The sequence below is a fragment of the Ochrobactrum soli genome (genome assembly GCF_003664555.1).
GTDB lineage: Bacteria > Pseudomonadota > Alphaproteobacteria > Rhizobiales > Rhizobiaceae > Brucella > Brucella teleogrylli.
Window position 1 is genome coordinate 69,771 of record NZ_RCHH01000003.1, and the last position, 17,980, is coordinate 87,750.

Consider the following 17,980-nt stretch of genomic DNA (forward strand, 5'->3'; position numbering starts at 1 on the left):
TCAAAAGGGCGAGCTACGGCTCGCCTTTTCTATCTGTACCCGCGCCTGTAGGGCATTGCGGTCATCCTCGCGGATGCCGATAAGCTCGGCGATGCGCCATGTCACGTCCGCTTCCACTTCGCTGACATCGCCATCGGCATAGACCATTTCCCACATCAGACCCACGAAATCGAGCCGCGCATTATAGTCCAGCTGACGCTTGAGAACGGATGTAAAGCTTGAAAAATCGATCGCTTCGCTATCGGCAGCCTCGGCGGCCTTGATGAGCTTCTTCAGCGCATCGCCCTTGAGGTTATATTTCAGCGACAGCATCGCGGCGAGCTTCTTGCGCTCGCTCTCGCGTGTTTCTCCGTCGACATCCATGATGTGAAACAAAAGGGCAGCGGCGGCAAGTTTCGGATCATCGTTGGAAATATTTCCCGTCCGGTCACGAAAACCGTTGCCGGGCAGTTCTTTCAAGAATTCCAACAGACGATCGAACATTCACCCTCGCGAGACACATTAACGCTCAAGCGTCTCACCTGGGAAACGCTGACCTGCATATTTGCGAACCTAACGGGGGAAATACGGCAGGCAACGCGACAAACCGTCATGAAAGACGGTTCGACGCAGATGACGTCGCCAGCGTTGTTTTTAAGCAACGCTTTATTCAAGTGGAACTGGCTTAGAACAGCCGTAAACCACCCTGCACCTTGCGCGGTGTGCTGTTTTGATCCACACCCGGATCATCGACCACGAAATGACCGCGCTTGTCCTCTCCGTCTTCGACGTCATCGAACGAGGTTCCATCAAGCGGCGGTTGCGGAGTTTCATCGCGCTTCAGAACTGGCGCAGGCGGATCCGCTTTCACGGGCTCGGCGGCGGGCACAACCACTTCGGCCTCCACCACATCAAGCTGCGGCGCAGCTTTCGGAGGTGCGTCGCGAAGCGGCGGCGTCACCACCACGGGCACTGCCGGTTTAACATCCGGGACAGGCCCTTTGATTTCCGGCTCTTCGGCCTCAACAACCGGCGCAAGTTCGACAACCGGGACTTTCCATTCAAAGCTGTTCAGCCTGCCGGTAACCGGCGAAACTGGCGACCAGCGCTCGGAAACATAACCATCGGCAGTCCAGGCCGGATCGCGTGGCGCCTTGAGCGCTCTCGCGAGCCACTGACGCACCTTGCCCTGATCGCCGGTTTCGGCTTCCTCGATATCGGCCAGCAGCAGATAGGCGCTTTCGGTCGGGCGTGCCCGCAACACCTGTTCGGCATTGTCGCGGGCTGCCTTGAAATCTCCAGCCTCATAGGCTGCGCGCGCCAGAACGAGACTGCCTTCCGCAGTGTTGGAACGCAGCGACACCAGATGTCGCGCGCGTTTCAGACGATCCTGCGCGGTGTCACCTGCGCGGGCATAGACATAAGCGGAAGCGATATCGGGATGCGGGGAACGCTTCCATGCCGCCTCCAGAATCCTGGAACCCTTGCGCACATCGCCATCGGTGAACAGCGCCTGCGCAGCCACGACAGCGGCAGGCACCAGATCGGGCGCAAGCTTGTTCGCCTCCAGCGCAATAGTCTTGGCATGGGCGTGATCGACATTCAGCGTTGCCATGGCCTTGGCGGTCAACAACGCTGCGCGTTCCTTCTTCACTGTATCCTTGCTGTGCGCCAGCGCCTGCTTGCGCGCCTCGACCAGTTTCAATGCGCCATCCCAATCGCCATCGGCGCAGAACTGGCCCATCATTGCCGATGACGCCCATTCGAGCTGCGGCGCCTGCTTGGCAGCTTCGGAAGCATAATGGCGGGACGCCTCGATTGCGCCGACGCGCTGCGCCTCGATATAAAGCCCGCGTAGGCCCAAAAGCTTGGTTTCGGGGTCTTCCAGCATCGCCTCGAAGCCCTTGCGGGCATCGTCCGTGCGACCTTCAAGCATCGCCGTCTGCGCTTCCAGAAGTTTGATGAGCGGCTCCTGATCGGAATTCAGCAGCTTGCCCGCCTGCTTGGTCATGCGGCGCGCAGCTTCCGCATCGCCCGCACCGGCAGCGATCAGACCGGTCGAAAGCGACTGATATCCCCGGTCGCGCTTACGGGCGCGAAAATGGCGGCGCAGCGTGTAGGGCGACTGGATGATGCTTTTCACCAGCCACCACAAAAGCAGGATCGCCGCCACGATAGCCACGATACCGGCGACTGCCGTAATCAGCGGCACATTATAATGGTTGCCTGCAAAAACGACATCCAGCTCGCCCGGACGGTCAGCCAGCCAGGCAAAGCCGAAACCAAGGGCCACAACGATCAGCAGATAGAATAAAACACGCAGCATCGGCCCGCCCCCTTAATTGCCCGCCGGTGCCGCGGCACCCGCTTCTGCCGGTGCTTTCGGCTTGAGGCTGTCAGCAACCAGACGCTGGATCAGCGCGTCGGCGTCGCGCCGCACTTTCATCTGGTTCGCAAATTCTCCGGACACCGCTTTCGCATCGGCAGGGAGTTTTTCCCATTCACCGATGGCGCGCTCCAGATCGCCTGCATGAAGCGCTGCTTCCATACGTGCGGTCGTGGGTCCGACACCTTCGCCTTCCACATTGCCTGCGACGGGCCGAACACTCACCAGCCCCTTGGCGCTGGCAACGAGTTGATCCCAAACGCCCGCATCGGCGGGCAGCTTGTTTTCGGTGGCGACAATACGATTGGCGACGGGACCAAACCAGGCATTGAGGTCCGCCACGGTCGGCACGCCCGTATTGGCAAAGGCCTTGAGGCCCTCGACCGAACTATCCTGTGGCGCCAGCGACGCATAGGTTTCAAGCTCGGATTTGAACGAACCGCCGCGATCGATGGCCGTTTTCAGCGCATTGGCGGCAATCAGCGCTGTTGCATCCGGCTGGCGGGCGGCTTCGCCGACCGTTGCCTGCAAGGAGGTCAGCTTCGATTCCAGCGAAGAAATCGTGCCGGTATTACCGGAAACACCGGCTGCAGCCTGATCCGCCTGATTCTGGGCCGCCGACAATTTCGATTCCAGCGCGTCGAGGCGCCCGGTCAGCGCTTCAATGTCACCCGAAGCAGCGCCTGCACTCCCCTGCGGCAATGTCTCGACCTGCTGCTGCAATTGCGTCAGCGTGCCTGCGACCGCTTCAGCCTTGATTTCGGCGGCCTGAACATTCTTCTGCAAATCGGCAAATTGCGTGCGGCTCGCAGCGTCGAGCGGTGCGGGCGTCGGGTTGGTGCGCAGTTCTGAGATCTGCTGCTCCATCGCGGCCAGTTGCTCGGCGGTCACGCGCGCGCCGGGCGACGGAATGACATTGCCCCATTGCAGCGCAAACATGCCACCAAGCGCGATGACGCCACCGGCAATACCCGCCAGAAGATGCGACGCGCCGGTGCTTTGCTTCGGGCTTGAGTTGCCGACGGGCGGCACGGTTGAAGACGCGCCAGGCTTTTCCGTTTCCGGTTTTACGCCAGCGGTGAAGGGCGGCCTTGCGGCATTTGCAGCACTCGCAGCCGGTTTCGGCTCGGCTTTCGTTTCAGCGGGCCTGGCGGTCGTTGCCTGAGCAAAGTTCCCGACCGGTTCGGCAGGCGGTGTCGTCCTGGCTCCTGCTTGTTCGTCGACACGCTTTACATCAGACGGATCGAGATTGATCGTCACGGGATTGCGGGCCGGTTTGGAATGTCGCGGGGTGCCGGATTTCGCCATGGGTCCTCTCGTAATCGTCGATTGCCTGCCGGTAACTCGGTGTGACTCTAACAGATAAAATCTTCTGTCGCAGGAAGGTTGCGTCTAAAAGAGTCAAAGTTTGGGAAACAGTCGGAAAAGTCCTGTCTCATCCGGCTGTTCCGCCACCAGCGCATGTCTCTGCCAGTTCGATGGCAGTTTTTCGGCCACGCGCGCCGATATGCACAAAAAACGGGTCTTATCGTTAAAAGGCGGGTCGATCCTGTCCATTGCCGCCACGAATGCTTCCGCAGCAACGCCGGAATAAAGCATCACCGCCGCAAGCGGCTGCGGGCCCAACAGGCGCTCAAGTTTGCTGCGGGAATAGTCGATGGTTTCGATATCATAGACATCGCACACCGTCATATCGAGACCGGCTGCCGCCACGCGCTCTTCAAAGACCGGCTGGCGCACCCGCCCGGCCAGATACAAAACACGCGCACCTTGTGGCAAAGCTTTGCGCATGGTTTCCGCAAGGCGCACCGCATCACCACCGCCGTCGATAACCTCGGTGAAGCCGACTTCGCGCGCGGCGCGCGCAGTCCCCTCACCGACGGCAAAGAGTGGCATATCGCGGTGCGGCAAAGCATGGCCCGCATGCCGAAAAGCATTCGCGCTTGTGACGGTCAATGCGTCAAACCGGATATCTGGAACCGAGAAGCCCAGCGGCACAGTGCGGCTGAGCGGCAAAAGCACCGGCTCGAAACCGGCGTCAGTGAGCTTGGCGACAGTCTGCAATGCTGCCGGTTCCGGTCTTGTCACCAGAACCCGCTTGATCGCGGTCGCTGCGCCCGGCCCGGTCAAGGTCAATCCCAGTCGGTGAAGAAATGCGGGCCAGCCGCCGCGCGAACCTGCCTTGCAGCCTCGACACCCAGCGCCGCCGCTTCTGGTGCTGTGCCGTCGAGCGTCACTTCATGCGCCTTTGTGCCATCGGGCGTCAGGATCATGCCGTGGAAATGCACCTTGTCGCCGTCCACCGTGGCAAGACCAGCAATCGGCGTGCGGCAGGAACCGTCCAGCGCCCCAAGAAAAGCGCGTTCACAAGCCAGCGCAACCTGCGTGTCGCGATGCGCCAGCGGCGCCAGTAGCGCATCGATGCGCGCATCGCCGATGCGGCTTTCAATGCCGATGGCGCCCTGTCCCGGCGCTGGCGGGAAGGTCAGCGGATCCACCAGTTCGGTGATTGCCGCATCAAGCCCCAGCCGCTTCAGGCCAGCGCAGGCCAGAAAAGTGCCGTCCACTTCGCCCGCTTCAAGTTTTCGCAGGCGGGTATCGACATTGCCGCGATACATCACCACCTGAATGTCGGGGCGCAGACGCCGGATCAGCGCCTGACGGCGCAGCGACGACGAACCGACGACAGCGCCCTGCGGCAAATCGATGAACCGTTTGGCCGTGCGACCAATGAAGGCATCGCGCGGGTCTTCGCGTTCGAGAAAGACGGAAAGATGCAATCCTTCAGGCAGAACAGTCGGCATATCCTTGGACGAATGCACGGCGATATCGATTCGCCCGTCCTTCAGCGCCTGTTCGATTTCCTCGGTAAAAAGCCCCTTTCCGCCAACTTCCGACAGCGGACGGTCCTGAATACGGTCGCCCGCCGTGGACATCGGCAGGATTTCAATCGCCTTTTCCGGCAGACCATGCGCCTCCATCAGGCGGCGACGCGTCTCGTAAGCCTGGGCCAGAGCCAGCTTGCTACCGCGCGTGCCAATCTTCAAGGATGGTGTTTGCATATCGCGTCGTCCATGGTACCGGGTTGCTTGACGTATCAGAAATATGAGACTGGCAGGGTCTAACCGCAAATGCGCATTCTTGGAATAGAAACCAGTTGCGACGAAACAGCCGCCGCTATCGTTGAACGCAACGATAAGGGCGAAGGCCGTATTTTGTCCAATGTGGTTCTGAGCCAGATCGCCGAGCACGAACCCTATGGCGGTGTCGTGCCGGAAATTGCCGCGCGCGCCCATGTCGAGGCGCTGGATCGGCTGGTCGCGCGCGCCTTGCAGGATGCGGATATGCAACTCGACGAGGTGGATGCCGTGGCGGCCACTGCCGGTCCCGGCCTCATCGGCGGGCTGATCGTCGGCCTGATGACGGCAAAGGCGCTGGCCATGGCCGCGCAAAAGCCGTTCTATGCTGTGAACCATCTGGAAGGCCACGCTTTGACGGCGCGGCTGACCGACAAGCTCGAATTTCCCTATCTGCTGCTGCTGGTTTCCGGCGGTCACACGCAGATGGTGCTGGTGCGCGGGCTCAATGATTATGAGCGTCTCGGTACCACGATAGACGACGCGCTGGGCGAAGCCTTCGACAAGACGGCAAAGCTTCTGGGCCTGCCTTATCCCGGCGGCCCGGCGGTTGAGCGCACGGCGCTTCAGGGGGATCCGAAACGCTTTGCCCTGCCCCGCCCGCTGAAAGGCGAAGCGCGGCTCGATTTTTCCTTCTCCGGTCTCAAGACCGCCGTGCGCCAGACGGCAGCCGAGCTGGTGCCGCTTAGCGATCAGGATGTTGCGGATATTTGCGCCTCGTTTCAGGCAGCCGTGGCGGACACGCTGTCAGACCGGGTCGGGCGTTCGCTTGAACAGTTCAAGGCAGAGTTTCCCGACTGTGCAACGCCTTCGCTGGTGGTTGCGGGCGGCGTCGCCGCCAACAAGACCCTGCGGGCGTCGCTGGAACAGCTTTGCGCCAAACACGGCTTCAGCTTCATCGCGCCGCCGCTCAATCTCTGCACCGACAATGCAGCCATGATCGCCTGGGCCGGGGCAGAACATGCCGCGACCAAGGCTCCGGATTCGCTTGCCATCGCACCGCGCTCGCGCTGGCCGCTCGATGAAAAATCCGCGCCGCTGATCGGCACGGGACGGCGTGGAGCCAAGGCATGAGTGCTCGCACGAAGATCGCCGTTCTCGGTGGCGGCGCATGGGGCACGGCGCTTGCCGCCATGGCAGCGACCAGTGGCCACGAAGCATGGCTCTTTGCCCGCGATGCGGAAACTGTCGCAGCCATCAACAATGATCGGCGCAATCCGCGCTATCTGGGTGACATCGAACTGCCCGCTGGTATCCACGCCAGCGCCAGCGCTTCGGACGTTGTAACCGGTGCTGACGCCGTTCTGGCCGTGATCCCGGCACAGGCCATGCGCGCAGGCCTTTCCGAACTGAACAGCCTCATCCCGCAATCCGCGCCCGTCGTTTTGTGCGCAAAAGGCATCGAACGCGGCACCGGACGCCTGATGTCGGAAGTGGTGGCGGAAGTTTTGCCGAACCACCGCATCGCCGCCCTCTCCGGCCCAAGCTTTGCAACCGATGTGGCACGCGGCCTGCCGACAGCAGTAACGGTTGCCTGCGAGGATGCCGACACCGCTGACCAGCTGGCGGCGCTTCTTTCAGGTCCTGCTTTCCGCTGTTATTCGACTACCGATCTCAAAGGTGTCGAGATCGGCGGTGCGTTGAAAAACGTTCTGGCGATTGCGGCGGGTGCCGCTGTCGGGCGCGGTTATGGTGCGAGCGCGCAGGCAGCCCTTGTGACGCGCGGCTTTGCCGAACTGCGCCGTATCGGTCAGGCCATGGGCGCAAAACCGGAAACCATTATGGGACTTTCCGGCCTCGGCGATCTGATGCTGACATGCTCATCATCGCAATCGCGCAATTATTCCTACGGCCTCGCACTTGGACGCGGCGAAGACCTGACCAACCGGCCTCTGGCCGAAGGTGTCGCGACCGCGCCGATTGCTGCGGAACTGTGCGACAAGCACGGCATTTCCGCGCCCATCATCGATGCAGTTGGCGCTTTGCTCAGCGGAAAGATCACCATCGACGAGGCTGTAACCAACCTTATCAACCGACCACTCAAGACCGAAGACTAGAGGACCAGACGATGCTTTTTGCACTTCTTTGCAACGACAAGCCCGACCATCTGCAGGTGCGCCTCGACACGCGCCCGACGCATCTCGAATACCTTACGAGCCTTGGCGATGTGCTGAAGTTTGCCGGTCCTTTCCTTGGCGAAGATGGCAAGCCAAATGGCAGCCTTCTCGTTGTCGAAGCCGAAGACAAGGCGGCAGCAGCAGCCATCGGTGCCAAAGATCCCTATGCGAAGGCTGGTCTGTTTCAGGACGTGACCGTGCGCCCGTGGAACTGGTCGTTCAAAAATCCCGCCAACGCCTGAGTCGCTTACCGAGGAACGCACAATGGCTTACTGGCTGTTCAAATCCGAACCGTTCAAATGGTCATGGGAAATGCAAAAGGCCCGTGGTGAAAAAGGCGAGCAATGGGATGGCGTGCGCAATTATCTGGCGCGCAACAACATGCGCGCCATGAAACTCGGTGACAAAGGCTTCTTCTACCATTCCAATGAAGGGCTGGAAGTGGTCGGTATTGTCGAGGTTTGCGCGCTTTCGCACCCTGACAGCACCACCGACGACCCGCGCTGGGATTGCGTGGACATCAAGGCTGTTCGCGATGTGCCGAAGCCGGTCACCCTGAAGGATGTCAAAGCGAACCCGAAGCTTGAGAATATGGCGCTTGTCACCTCCATGCGCTTGTCCGTTCAGCCGGTGACGGAAGATGAATGGATTGAGGTTTGCCGCATGGGCGGCCTCGACGCCAAAGATATCTGATGCTCGATCCGGCGGAAACCAGCACGCGCAGCTTCATTCTGGCCAATACCGGCCTGCAAGCACCGCCGCATGTGCCGGAAATCCGCCTGCATCTGGCTGACGAAGCGCACGACCTCTGGCACAAGACAGAGGAAGAACTGGCCACAATCGGCCTGCCGCCGCCCTTCTGGGCCTTTGCCTGGGCGGGCGGTCAGGGCGTGGCGCGCTATATTCTCGACCATCCGGAAGCCGTGCGTGGCAAGACTGTGCTGGATTTTGCATCCGGCTCCGGTCTTGTCGCCATCGCGGCCATGAAAGCGGGCGCGAAAAGCGTCGTCGCTTCGGATATTGATCCCTTCGCGCTTCCCGCAATTGATATCAACGCCAAGGCCAATGGCGTTGCAGTGACGGCCAGCCTTGACGATCTCATCGGCGCCGATCACGGCTGGGATGTGGTTCTGGCGGGCGATGTCTTCTATGAAAAGCCGCTGGCCGACCGGCTTATTCCATGGTTCGCAAAATTGGCGGAACGCGGCGCTGAAATCATCGTTGGCGATCCGGGCCGCGCCTATTTGCCCAAGGATCGGCTGGAGCAGCTTGCGGTCTATACGGTGCCCGTGACGCGTGCGCTGGAAGATTCCGAAGTCAAGCGCACGACCGTCTGGGCATTCATTTAGACCCGCTTAAGCGAAGCGTTTCGCTCCCGCAACGCACAGCACGACGATGCCCGCTGTCGCGACCATGCCCATGCTGACGGGCTCTCCTGCAATGCCTGCCGCCAGCATGAGACCGAAAAACGGTTGCAGAAGCTGAAGCTGTCCGACCGTCGCAGCCCCGCCCTGCGCCAGCCCGCGATACCAGAAGAAAAACCCGATCAGCATCGAAAACAGCGACACATAGACCAGTCCGCCCCATGCCATCGCGCCAATGCCTGTCCATGTTTCAGGACGCATGAGAATGGTCAGCGGCAGCATGATCGGCAGCGAGAAGACCAGCGCCCAGCAAATGACCTGCCAGCCGCCGAGCCTGCGCGACAGGCTGGCCCCCTCCGCATAGCCAAGCCCGCAGACAATGATGGCACCCAGCATCAGCACGTCGCCGAGCAGCGTGGACTGGCTGCCCTGCCCATAGGCGTAGGACGCGACAATAGCCCCACCCACGATCGAAAACAGCCAGAACAGCGGACGCGGCCGCTCGCCGCCGCGCAGCACAGCGAACACTGCCGTCGAAAGCGGCAGCAGGCCGATAAAGACAATCGCGTGCGCCGAGGTCATATGTTGGAGCGCAATACCCGTGAGCAGCGGAAAGCCGACCACCACGCCCAGCGCCACCACGATCAGGGAAATGACATCGCTTTTGCGCGGAAACGGTTCGCGAAATGCCAGCAGCAGCGCCATGCCCAACAGCCCGGCAATCGACGCGCGCGCCATGGTCAGGAAGGTCGGGTCAATATCGATGACGGCAAGACGTGTCGCAGGCAGCGAGCCCGAGAAAATCAGCACGCCCAGAAACCCATTCATCCAACCGGCGGTCTTGTTGCCAATACCGTTGTTCCCAACATTCTCGCGCATGTGTCTTTTCAGCTTTCAGCAAAATCGTTTATGAATTTCGCGGACAATGCCGCGAACTTGCCGAAATAATCAGAGACAGTTACCGGACAATTCTGGCAAACTGTACTGATACGAAAGAGAGTACAGATGATATCGACGGGCCTGTTGCGCAGCCTGGAAGCCGTGGAAGCCGCCTATGCGGGCGTCGATAGCGCGCGCGGTGATGAAAACGGCATTGCTGAAAAAACCTCGCTCGTAGAAAAAGTCATGTCCATTATACGCGGACGCATTGCGGCCATGAGCCTTGCGCCCGGCGCCCGCCTGCCGTCGATCCGCCGCCTTGCCGAAACCATGGACGTCTCCAAATCCACCGTGGTTGAAGCCTATGACCGGCTGGTGGCAGAAGGCATCATCCACTCGCGCCGTGGTGCTGGCTTCTACGTGTCGGAACGGGCACGCCAGCCGTTTTCGCTGGCCACCACCACACCACACAAGGACCGGCAGATCGACCCGTTCTGGGTCATGCGCCAATCGCTGGAAACCGAAGGCAAGACATTGAAGCCCGGCTGCGGCTGGCTGCCGGATGAATGGCTGCCGCTTGAGGGCATCCGCCGTGCGCTGCGCGCCATTGCCCGCGACGAGCGCAGCGATCTCGCCACCTATGGCGAACCGCTCGGTTTCCGCCCGTTGCGCAGCCACCTCGCGCACCGGCTGGCGGAACAGGGCATGGATATTTCCGGCGGCGAGATATTGCTGACCGATTCCGGCACGCAAGCCATTGATCTCATCTGCCGCTTTCTGCTCCAGCCGGGCGACACCGTGCTGGTGGACGATCCGTGCTATTTCAACTTTCAGGCCGTGCTGCTGACCCACCGGGTCAAGCTGATCGGCGTGCCCTATACGCATAGCGGCCCGGACCTCGACGCCTTCGCCAAGGCTGCCACCGAACACGCCCCGAAACTCTATATTTCCAATGCGGGCCTGCAAAATCCGACCGGCGGCGTTATGTCGCCCGCAACCGCGCATCGTCTTCTGAAGCTCGCGGAAGCACACGGCATCATTCTCGTCGAGGACAATATTTTCGGCGATTTCCATCCGTCGCCAGCACCGCTGCTGGCGGAACTCGACGGGTTCGAGCGCGTGCTGCACATTGGCAGTTTTTCCAAGACGCTCTCGGCTGCGGCGCGTGTCGGCTATATTGCCGGGCGCAGTGACTGGATCGACGGCCTGACCGATCTGAAGCTCGCCACCACCTTCGGCGGCAATTCGATCTCGGCGCAAATCGTCCATGCGCTTTTGACCGATGGCACCTATCGCCGCCACATCGAAGGCATGCGCGCCAAGCTCGCCGACGCGATGACGCTGACCGCCAAGCGCCTGAAAGCCGCAGGGCTGGAACTCTGGGCCGAACCGCAAGGCGGCATGTTTCTCTGGGCGCGCTTGCCCGACGGCATGGATTCCGGCACCATTGCAAGGCACGCTCTGGACAAGGGTGTCGTTATGGCGCCCGGCGATGTATTCAGCCCGTCACGCACGGCAAGCGCCTATCTGCGCTTCAACGTGGCGCAATCGACAGACCCAGCTGTTTTCACGGTTCTGCAAGAAGCGATGAAAATGACAGGTTGCTAAACCCAACCACGACATTAGCCTTCCCGCGTCGAAAACAATTTCAAGCAAAACACGCACAGTCATGCGGACGGGTGCCGTTATACTCTGACGACTGTCTTGGAGGAGACATGCGTATTTTTGTGTGCGGCACAACTCGGACAGCCACAACACGATTGCGCAGGGAGAACGGAGAGAGCAGACTGGTCTAAACCCGTCTGCCGGGAGGGAGTAGCATTGAATACGCACCTGTCCGGGGCGGATGCAGTTTCGCGCCCTGAAGATGAAAAACTGTCGGTTGCTGCAAACCTTGCCTATGGTTTTCAGCATGTGCTGACCATGTATGGCGGCATTGTTGCGGTTCCCCTGATTATCGGTCAGGCCGCAGGATTGAGCCCCGGTGAAGTGGGTCTACTCATCACTGCCTCATTGTTTGCCGGCGGTGTCGCCACTGTGCTGCAAACCATCGGCATTCCCTTTTTCGGATGCCAGCTGCCGCTCGTGCAGGGCGTTTCCTTTGCCGGTGTTGCCACAATGGTGGCCATTGTCACGTCCAGCGGCAGCGGCGAAGCAGGCCTGCAAGTCGTGCTTGGCTCCGTCATGGCGGCGGCCTTTATCGGCTTTTTGATAACGCCGATTTTCTCACGCATAACGCGCTTCTTTCCACCGCTCGTGACAGGCATCGTCATCACAACCATCGGCCTGACGCTGATGCCCGTTGCGGCCCGCTGGGCGATGGGCGGCAACAGCAATGCGCCCGATTTCGGCAGCATGTCCAATATCGGTCTGGCCGGGCTTACACTGGCGCTCGTGCTTATCCTGAGCAAGATCGGCAGCGCCACCATTTCCCGCCTGTCCATCCTGCTCGCCATGGTGTGCGGCACGCTGATCGCCTGGGCGCTCGGCATGACGGATTTTTCACGCGTCAGCGAAGGCCCGATCATGGCTTTTCCGGAAATCTTTCATTTCGGCATGCCCGTCTTCAGCATCGCTGCGACCATTTCCATGTTCATCGTCATTCTGGTGACCCTTGTGGAAACCTCTGCGGATATTCTCGCTGTGGGCGAAATCATCGGCACCAAGGTCGATTCCCGCAGGCTCGGCAACGGGTTGCGCGCCGATATGGCGTCGAGCATTTTTGCCCCAATCGTCGGCTCGTTCACGCAGAGCGCCTTTGCGCAGAATGTCGGACTTGTGGCGGTGACGGGCGTTAAAAGCCGCTTTGTCGTCGCGACCGGCGGTCTCATTCTTGTCACGCTCGGCCTGCTGCCGGTGATGGGGCGCGTGATTGCCTGTGTTCCGCCAGCGGTTCTGGGCGGTGCGGGCATCGTACTTTTCGGCACGGTCGCGGCCAGCGGCATCCGCACGCTGTCGAGGGTCGATTATCAGAACAACGTCAATCTGATCATCGTGGCCACTTCCATCGGTTTCGGCATGATCCCGATTGCCGCACCGCAGTTCTACCATCAGTTTCCCGACTGGTTTGAAACCATTTTCCATTCGGGCATCAGCTCGGCTGCGCTGATGGCCATCGTGCTGAACCTGCTGTTCAATGAGTTCAAGACCGGTAATTCCGATCAAATGTCGGTGTTTTCGGAAGGCACCGAGCGCATTATCCGTCATCACCACATCGCAGAACTGCACGACGGCGACTATTTCCTCGGCGGAAAACTTTACGACGTGCAGGGCAACGAGGTGAAAATCGTGCCCGCACCGGCGCACTGAAAATCGGAACTATCGCAGGACGCGAATGACCGTTCTGTCCGATAGATGCGGCAAGAGGCGCGCCATGTCGGCGCGCTTCAATGCGATACAGCCCTCGGTCGGCGTATAGCCCGGCCTCGCCAGGTGGAAGAAAATGGCGCTGCCGCAGCCGCGGCGACGCGGCAGGATGTTCCAGTCCATCACGATGCAAACATCGTAAAGCTCGTCCTTGCGCCACATATCCTCGTGACTGGCCTTGTAAGGCAGCGGCACCGGCCGGTTATAGTTGCGGTCGCCCGGCGCATCGCACCAGCCATCCAGACGGCGGATCTGGCGCAGAGGCAGCCGCGACGATGGCAGGTTGCCCTTGTCACCGCGACGATATCCATAAAGCAGACGCATGGCGGCTAAAGGCGTTGCGCCATCGCCCTCGCGCTTGAAAGCGCTGATGCCGCCCTTGCCAAGCGCGCATTCCAGCACCAGATTGCCAGCAGTAAGCAGCCCACGCGTTTTGTGGCCCGGCTTGGCCCGAACATTGATGATGCCGACCCCACGGCCTCCTTGGTATCTGGTCACGCTGCCGTCTCCATTTTCAGTTTTCGGGCAAAATATGTTTACACTTCGCCCCTGAGGCGTGCGAAAGCCTGATTCGCGTTTCGCCGCTTCAACTTCTGGCCATTAAGTGTCATAAAACACGAAGAGCCATATTTAAATCAAAGAGTAACGAGGACAGGCATGACAGGCCGTACAATTCTGATTGTGGATGACGACGAAGATCTCCGCTCCATCCTCGTCGAGCAGCTTGAGCTGTGTGAAGAATTCCAGATCCTGCAAGAAGACAATGCCACCAAGGGCATTCAGACTGCCCGCAATGGCATCGTCGATCTTCTGATCATGGATGTGGGTCTGCCGGACATGGATGGCCGCGAGGCTGTCAAACTTCTGCGCAAAGGCGGCTTCAAGTCCCCGATCATCATGCTGACCGGACATGACACCGAATCGGACACGATCCTCGGTCTCGAATCCGGCGCGAACGACTATGTCACCAAGCCGTTTAAATTTGCCGTTCTGCTTGCCCGCATCCGCGCGCAATTGCGCCAGCATGAACAGAGCGAAGACGCGACCTTCACGGTCGGCGCCTATACGTTCAAGCCGGGACAGAAGCTGCTGATCGACGAGAAGGGTGCGAAGATTCGCCTGACCGAGAAGGAAGCGGCGATCATCAAGTATCTCTATCGTGCTGGCGACAAGGTCATCGGTCGCGATGTGCTGCTGGAGGAAGTCTGGGGCTATAATTCGGGCGTGACGACCCATACGCTTGAAACCCATGTCTACCGTCTGCGCCAGAAAATCGAGAAGGACCCGTCCAACGCGACGCTTCTCGTCACAGAAAGCGGGGGATACAAGCTTGTCCCGTGATGGACAGCGCCCGATGCAGGTGTATTGACACTCTATGGCGCTAGACGACGATATTCGCATTCTGGGCACGGTGGGCCTGTTCGAGTCATTCACTCCGGAACAGTTGCGCCTCCTTGCCTTCGGCGCCGAGCGGCTTGTGCTGCGCGCGGGCCGCGAGCTTTTTCGTGAAGGCCAGAGCGCCGACTGCGCCTATATCGTCGTTTCCGGCAATATTACCCTGTTTCACGACGCTGATGAGGGGCGGATATCGATCCGCCCCGTTGGCCCCGGTGCGATGCTTGGTGAGATGGCTCTCATCGCCCAGACATCACGCCTGACCGGCGCGGTTGCCGAAGCGGAAACCGAAGTGATCCGCATCAGCCGCTCCATCTTCCGGCGCATTCTGGAAGAATATCCCGAAGTGGCAGCCTCCCTGCATGGCCATATCAGCCGCAATCTTTTGGAGCTGATCGGTGAGATCGAGAAAGTCGCGCCTCGCCTGACGAATGGCGACTGATTTCGAAAGCGCGATCCGAAATGCCCAAAGCTGTTTCGGATAAGATGTGCGTGAGAAGCAGCGGTTGAACCAGCTAAAGCGATCCGGCTTTCACTGAACCAACTCCAGCTATGAGTTCGGTAGAGGTTGTCCACTCGAATTAAAACGCTCATCAAGCGCCTCGGACTGAACCGCGACAATCTACCGAAGTTTCACGGCGAGCGGAATTCTTGCTCTGAAAACGAAAACGCCGATTTGATACAATCAAACCGGCGCTTCTTTTTTGCTTAGGGTATGTTTTGCCTATCCAAAATGAATGGGGAGCAGCCTTGTCCGATTTTTCCCTGCAAGTCCTTCGGATTTACCGGAAATGCTCCCGAGCAGTCTTTGCTTCAATGTCTCGCAATAGACGAATGCCTGACAACATCGCTCAGTCCATCTAATGCATTGCGGCCTGATGTCATTGCGTACCCGATGGCAAAAGCAGGAAGCCACAAGCCCAGCGCCAGCATCGAGATGGAGCGACAAGAAGAGCCTGTTGGGGCTCTTCTTGTTATGCTGATCCTACCAGTTCACCTTGAAGCCTACGTTTCCTTTGACGGCATAGCTGTCCGCAAAGTGGTTGAGCGAAGTGTTCACGGTGCCTTCACCATAGACGGAGTATTTGTTGTCCGCCCAGGCATATGTGCCACCGAAACCAACGCCCGCCCATGTACGGTCCTGATCGGCTTTCATCCGGGTGCCGCCATAGTTGATGCTCGTTCCACCAAGGAACTCCTGATAGAGGTTGGCGATGCCATAGACGTTGGCATTGACCATGCGGCTATCCGCTCCCTGCCAGCTATTGGCGTAATTGGCGGCAAGCCCAAGACGACCATTGAGGCTGTTGCCGTCACGATTGCTGACAGTCGCGCCGTAGCTATCCGAGAACGTATCGAAATCGACCGATGAGAATATCAGCTGCGCCTGCGGCGTCAGCGACCAATTTTCATCGATATCGAAACGCTTTCCGGTTTCCACGCTGAACGCATAACCGAAGCCATTATTGTCGTTCGTCAGCCCGTTGTTGCCGCCGCCAAAGCGGAGATCGGTTTTGTACCAATTGGCCTGCGCCTGCCCATCGACATAGAAACCGTCATTGCCATACCAGGTAACGGTTCCACCGAGACCCCAGCCTTGGGTGTTCAGCTCGCCACCACCGTTGACATCGTCAAAATTGCTCGCCGTTCTGGCACGACCATTGCCGTATTGACCGGTAATGCCTGCGATCAACCGACCGCTCTCATCCTCATAGAACTGCCCATCGACACCAGCCTGCATGATGACAGTATTGATATCCTGCTGCACATGCCCGGCAGTCGTATTCGGCTCCAGACGGTTATGCGCACCTTCGATACGTGCCCAAATGGCCCGATCATCCGTCTCGCCAGCCTCCGAGGAGCCGCGAAGTGATCCTGACTTGTTAAGGTAACGATCCCCGCGGCGCTGCTGCAATGTCGGCAGTTGGTTCAGTGCCTGCATGCTGGCAGCATAAGACGTATATACCGGAGCGGCGGGACTAAACCGGGATGGTCCACTTGGATTGCTCGGATTCCCAGGACAACCATTCGGATCATCACAAGCCGGCGGATTGGGGCCATCCGGATTGCTTCTGGTATACTGACTGACCAGATACCAATCGTTAGTGTTCGACCCGCTCGCGTCACCCTTCTGCAAGGTATAGGCATAGGCCGACGAGGTCAGAATGGCCGGCTGCCCATCCTTGGTCGTGTAATCACCTTGAAGGTAGAATTTGCCGCCCGAGTTCCCCGCGATATCGATCAGTTCGATACCATTTACGGTCGCGGCACCAAGACCACCCCGGTTCTTGACTACAACCGATGTCGTTCCGAACGTATTGCCACCGACTTTCATCTGGTCCGTGGTGGAGTTATCCGCACCCAGCACAGTACTCATGACGAGCGTACCGCCACCAGCATAATCGCCAGCAATGTTAAGCGTAGTACCACCAATACCGCCGAAATCAACTGTACCGCCGTTCTCCAGTGACTGCATGCCGGTGGCAAAACCGCCTAGATCGAGTGTCGCTCCGTCTGCCACGGTATAAGCTGACATCTTGCTAAACGCGTTTTGCGCGCCTTGCACCAGCGAGCCCCCATTGACAGTGGTAACACCGGAATAGTCATTTGTACCCGACAGCGTCAGCTTAGCGTTCTCGTTTTTTACGAGACCGCCTGTACCAGAAATCTTACCGGAAAAATCAGTATTGAAATCCTGATTGAGTGTCAGGATTCCGCTACCGAGCTGGATTTCACCATCACCCTTGTCGTCTTTGTTGCCGACGAGCCCCCCGATGGTTTGGTTGAATCCAGCAAGATTGAGCGTGGCACCTTTTTCCACGGCCACACGGCCTGCGCCGAACGCAGTGTCCGCGATGCCAGCTTGCGCCGTCCCAATCTCAACAGTCAGACCACCAGAAAAGCTATTGCTTGCAGCGAAAACTGTGGTCCCGGTGCCGCGCTGGATAACTTCACCGTTGCCACTGATCGAATGCTGGAAATGAAACCCATCCGAACGATTGAATACGAGCGCAGTGTCAGCAAGCAGACTACCATTCAATTCGACATCCGTATCGACCCCGCCTTCGTGTCCACCATCACCCAATTGAAGAGTGCCAGCGGTTACCGTTGTGGTACCACTATATGTCGTATCCTTCGTCAGAATCAGCGTGCCAACGCCCGTTTTAGTCAAGCCCGCGCTTCCTTGCAAAACGGTGTCGATTGTGGCCGTAACGGCCGGATCGCTTCCCGCACCGACCTGTATAAACGGCGCCGTTCCATTAGCTCCTTGAACCAGATTGAGCGGTCGACCGTTGATGTGATAATTATCGGTCTCAAACACCAAGCCCGCTGCATTTACGCTACCCGCTTGATCGT

17 protein-coding genes are annotated in these 17,980 nt (G+C 59.3%); 9 read left to right on the top strand and 8 right to left on the bottom strand.

Annotated elements, in window-relative coordinates:
* The 5 genes from D8666_RS05760 to hemC all read right to left on the bottom strand — a co-directional run bounded on the left by D8666_RS05760 (position 1) and on the right by hemC (position 5,427).
* Positions 1-483, bottom strand: coding sequence for a tellurite resistance TerB family protein (locus tag D8666_RS05760; protein ID WP_109369922.1), 483 nt, complete (start codon positions 481-483; stop codon positions 1-3).
* A gap of 181 nt (positions 484-664) precedes the next feature.
* On the bottom strand, positions 665-2,305 hold the full coding sequence (locus D8666_RS05765; RefSeq protein WP_121536738.1) for a heme biosynthesis protein HemY: 1,641 nt from the start codon (positions 2,303-2,305) through the stop codon (positions 665-667).
* 12 nt (positions 2,306-2,317) lie between these two features.
* The gene (locus D8666_RS05770) at positions 2,318-3,673 is read right to left on the bottom strand and encodes a COG4223 family protein (protein WP_121536740.1); all 1,356 of its coding nucleotides are present in this window, start codon (positions 3,671-3,673) and stop codon (positions 2,318-2,320) included.
* 93 nt (positions 3,674-3,766) lie between these two features.
* Positions 3,767-4,468, bottom strand: a complete 702-nt coding sequence (locus D8666_RS05775; protein WP_121537413.1) for a uroporphyrinogen-III synthase — start codon at positions 4,466-4,468, stop codon at positions 3,767-3,769.
* 29 nt (positions 4,469-4,497) lie between these two features.
* Positions 4,498-5,427: a hydroxymethylbilane synthase gene (gene hemC / locus D8666_RS05780; RefSeq protein ID WP_121536742.1), complete on the bottom strand. Its 930-nt coding sequence runs from the start codon at positions 5,425-5,427 to the stop codon at positions 4,498-4,500.
* Between the two features lie 69 nt (positions 5,428-5,496).
* On the opposite strand from hemC, the gene tsaD reads away from it, so the two are divergent.
* From tsaD to D8666_RS05805, 5 genes are read left to right on the top strand one after another with little or no spacing between them, the layout of a single operon-like run.
* The gene (gene tsaD / locus D8666_RS05785) at positions 5,497-6,576 is read left to right on the top strand and encodes a tRNA (adenosine(37)-N6)-threonylcarbamoyltransferase complex transferase subunit TsaD (protein ID WP_121536744.1); all 1,080 of its coding nucleotides are present in this window, start codon (positions 5,497-5,499) and stop codon (positions 6,574-6,576) included.
* On the top strand, positions 6,573-7,559 hold the full coding sequence (locus D8666_RS05790) for an NAD(P)H-dependent glycerol-3-phosphate dehydrogenase (RefSeq protein ID WP_121536746.1): 987 nt from the start codon (positions 6,573-6,575) through the stop codon (positions 7,557-7,559). Before tsaD ends, D8666_RS05790 begins: the two co-directional genes overlap by 4 nt.
* Before the next feature lie 11 nt (positions 7,560-7,570).
* Positions 7,571-7,861, top strand: a complete 291-nt coding sequence (locus tag D8666_RS05795) for a YciI-like protein (RefSeq protein WP_121536748.1) — start codon at positions 7,571-7,573, stop codon at positions 7,859-7,861.
* Positions 7,862-7,883: 22 nt separating this feature from the next.
* Positions 7,884-8,312, top strand: a complete 429-nt coding sequence (locus D8666_RS05800) for an EVE domain-containing protein (RefSeq protein ID WP_109369930.1) — start codon at positions 7,884-7,886, stop codon at positions 8,310-8,312.
* Positions 8,312-8,968, top strand: coding sequence for a class I SAM-dependent methyltransferase (locus D8666_RS05805; protein WP_121536750.1), 657 nt, complete (start codon positions 8,312-8,314; stop codon positions 8,966-8,968). Before D8666_RS05800 ends, D8666_RS05805 begins: the two co-directional genes overlap by 1 nt.
* Positions 8,969-8,974: 6 nt before the next feature.
* Here the strand turns inward: D8666_RS05805 and D8666_RS05810 are convergent, their stop codons facing one another.
* Positions 8,975-9,862 carry a DMT family transporter gene (locus tag D8666_RS05810; protein ID WP_121536752.1) on the bottom strand — a complete coding sequence of 296 codons (888 nt, stop codon included), beginning with the start codon at positions 9,860-9,862 and terminating at the stop codon, positions 8,975-8,977.
* 126 nt (positions 9,863-9,988) lie between these two features.
* Here D8666_RS05810 and D8666_RS05815 point away from each other — a divergent pair, with 126 nt between their 5' ends.
* Both D8666_RS05815 and D8666_RS05820 read left to right on the top strand, forming a co-directional pair.
* Complete coding sequence (locus D8666_RS05815) at positions 9,989-11,470, top strand: aminotransferase-like domain-containing protein (protein WP_121536754.1); 1,482 nt, start codon at positions 9,989-9,991, stop codon at positions 11,468-11,470.
* Between the two features lie 213 nt (positions 11,471-11,683).
* Positions 11,684-13,171 carry a nucleobase:cation symporter-2 family protein gene (locus D8666_RS05820; protein WP_121536756.1) on the top strand — a complete coding sequence of 496 codons (1,488 nt, stop codon included), beginning with the start codon at positions 11,684-11,686 and terminating at the stop codon, positions 13,169-13,171.
* A 9-nt stretch (positions 13,172-13,180) separates the two neighbouring features.
* On the opposite strand, the gene D8666_RS05825 is transcribed toward D8666_RS05820, so the two are convergent.
* Positions 13,181-13,726: a L,D-transpeptidase family protein gene (locus tag D8666_RS05825; RefSeq protein WP_121536758.1), complete on the bottom strand. Its 546-nt coding sequence runs from the start codon at positions 13,724-13,726 to the stop codon at positions 13,181-13,183.
* 159 nt (positions 13,727-13,885) lie between these two features.
* Here D8666_RS05825 and optR point away from each other — a divergent pair, with 159 nt between their 5' ends.
* Positions 13,886-14,569 carry a response regulator OptR gene (gene optR, locus D8666_RS05830; protein ID WP_078337540.1) on the top strand — a complete coding sequence of 228 codons (684 nt, stop codon included), beginning with the start codon at positions 13,886-13,888 and terminating at the stop codon, positions 14,567-14,569.
* Positions 14,570-14,603: 34 nt separating this feature from the next.
* Positions 14,604-15,065 (top strand): cyclic nucleotide-binding domain-containing protein, encoded by a 462-nt coding sequence (locus D8666_RS05835; protein WP_109369936.1) that lies wholly within the window; start codon positions 14,604-14,606, stop codon positions 15,063-15,065.
* A 543-nt stretch (positions 15,066-15,608) separates the two neighbouring features.
* On the opposite strand, the gene D8666_RS05840 is transcribed toward D8666_RS05835, so the two are convergent.
* Entirely contained in the window at positions 15,609-17,945 is a 2,337-nt protein-coding gene (locus D8666_RS05840) for an autotransporter family protein (RefSeq protein ID WP_268967057.1), read from the bottom strand.
* Positions 17,946-17,980 lie beyond the last annotated feature (35 nt).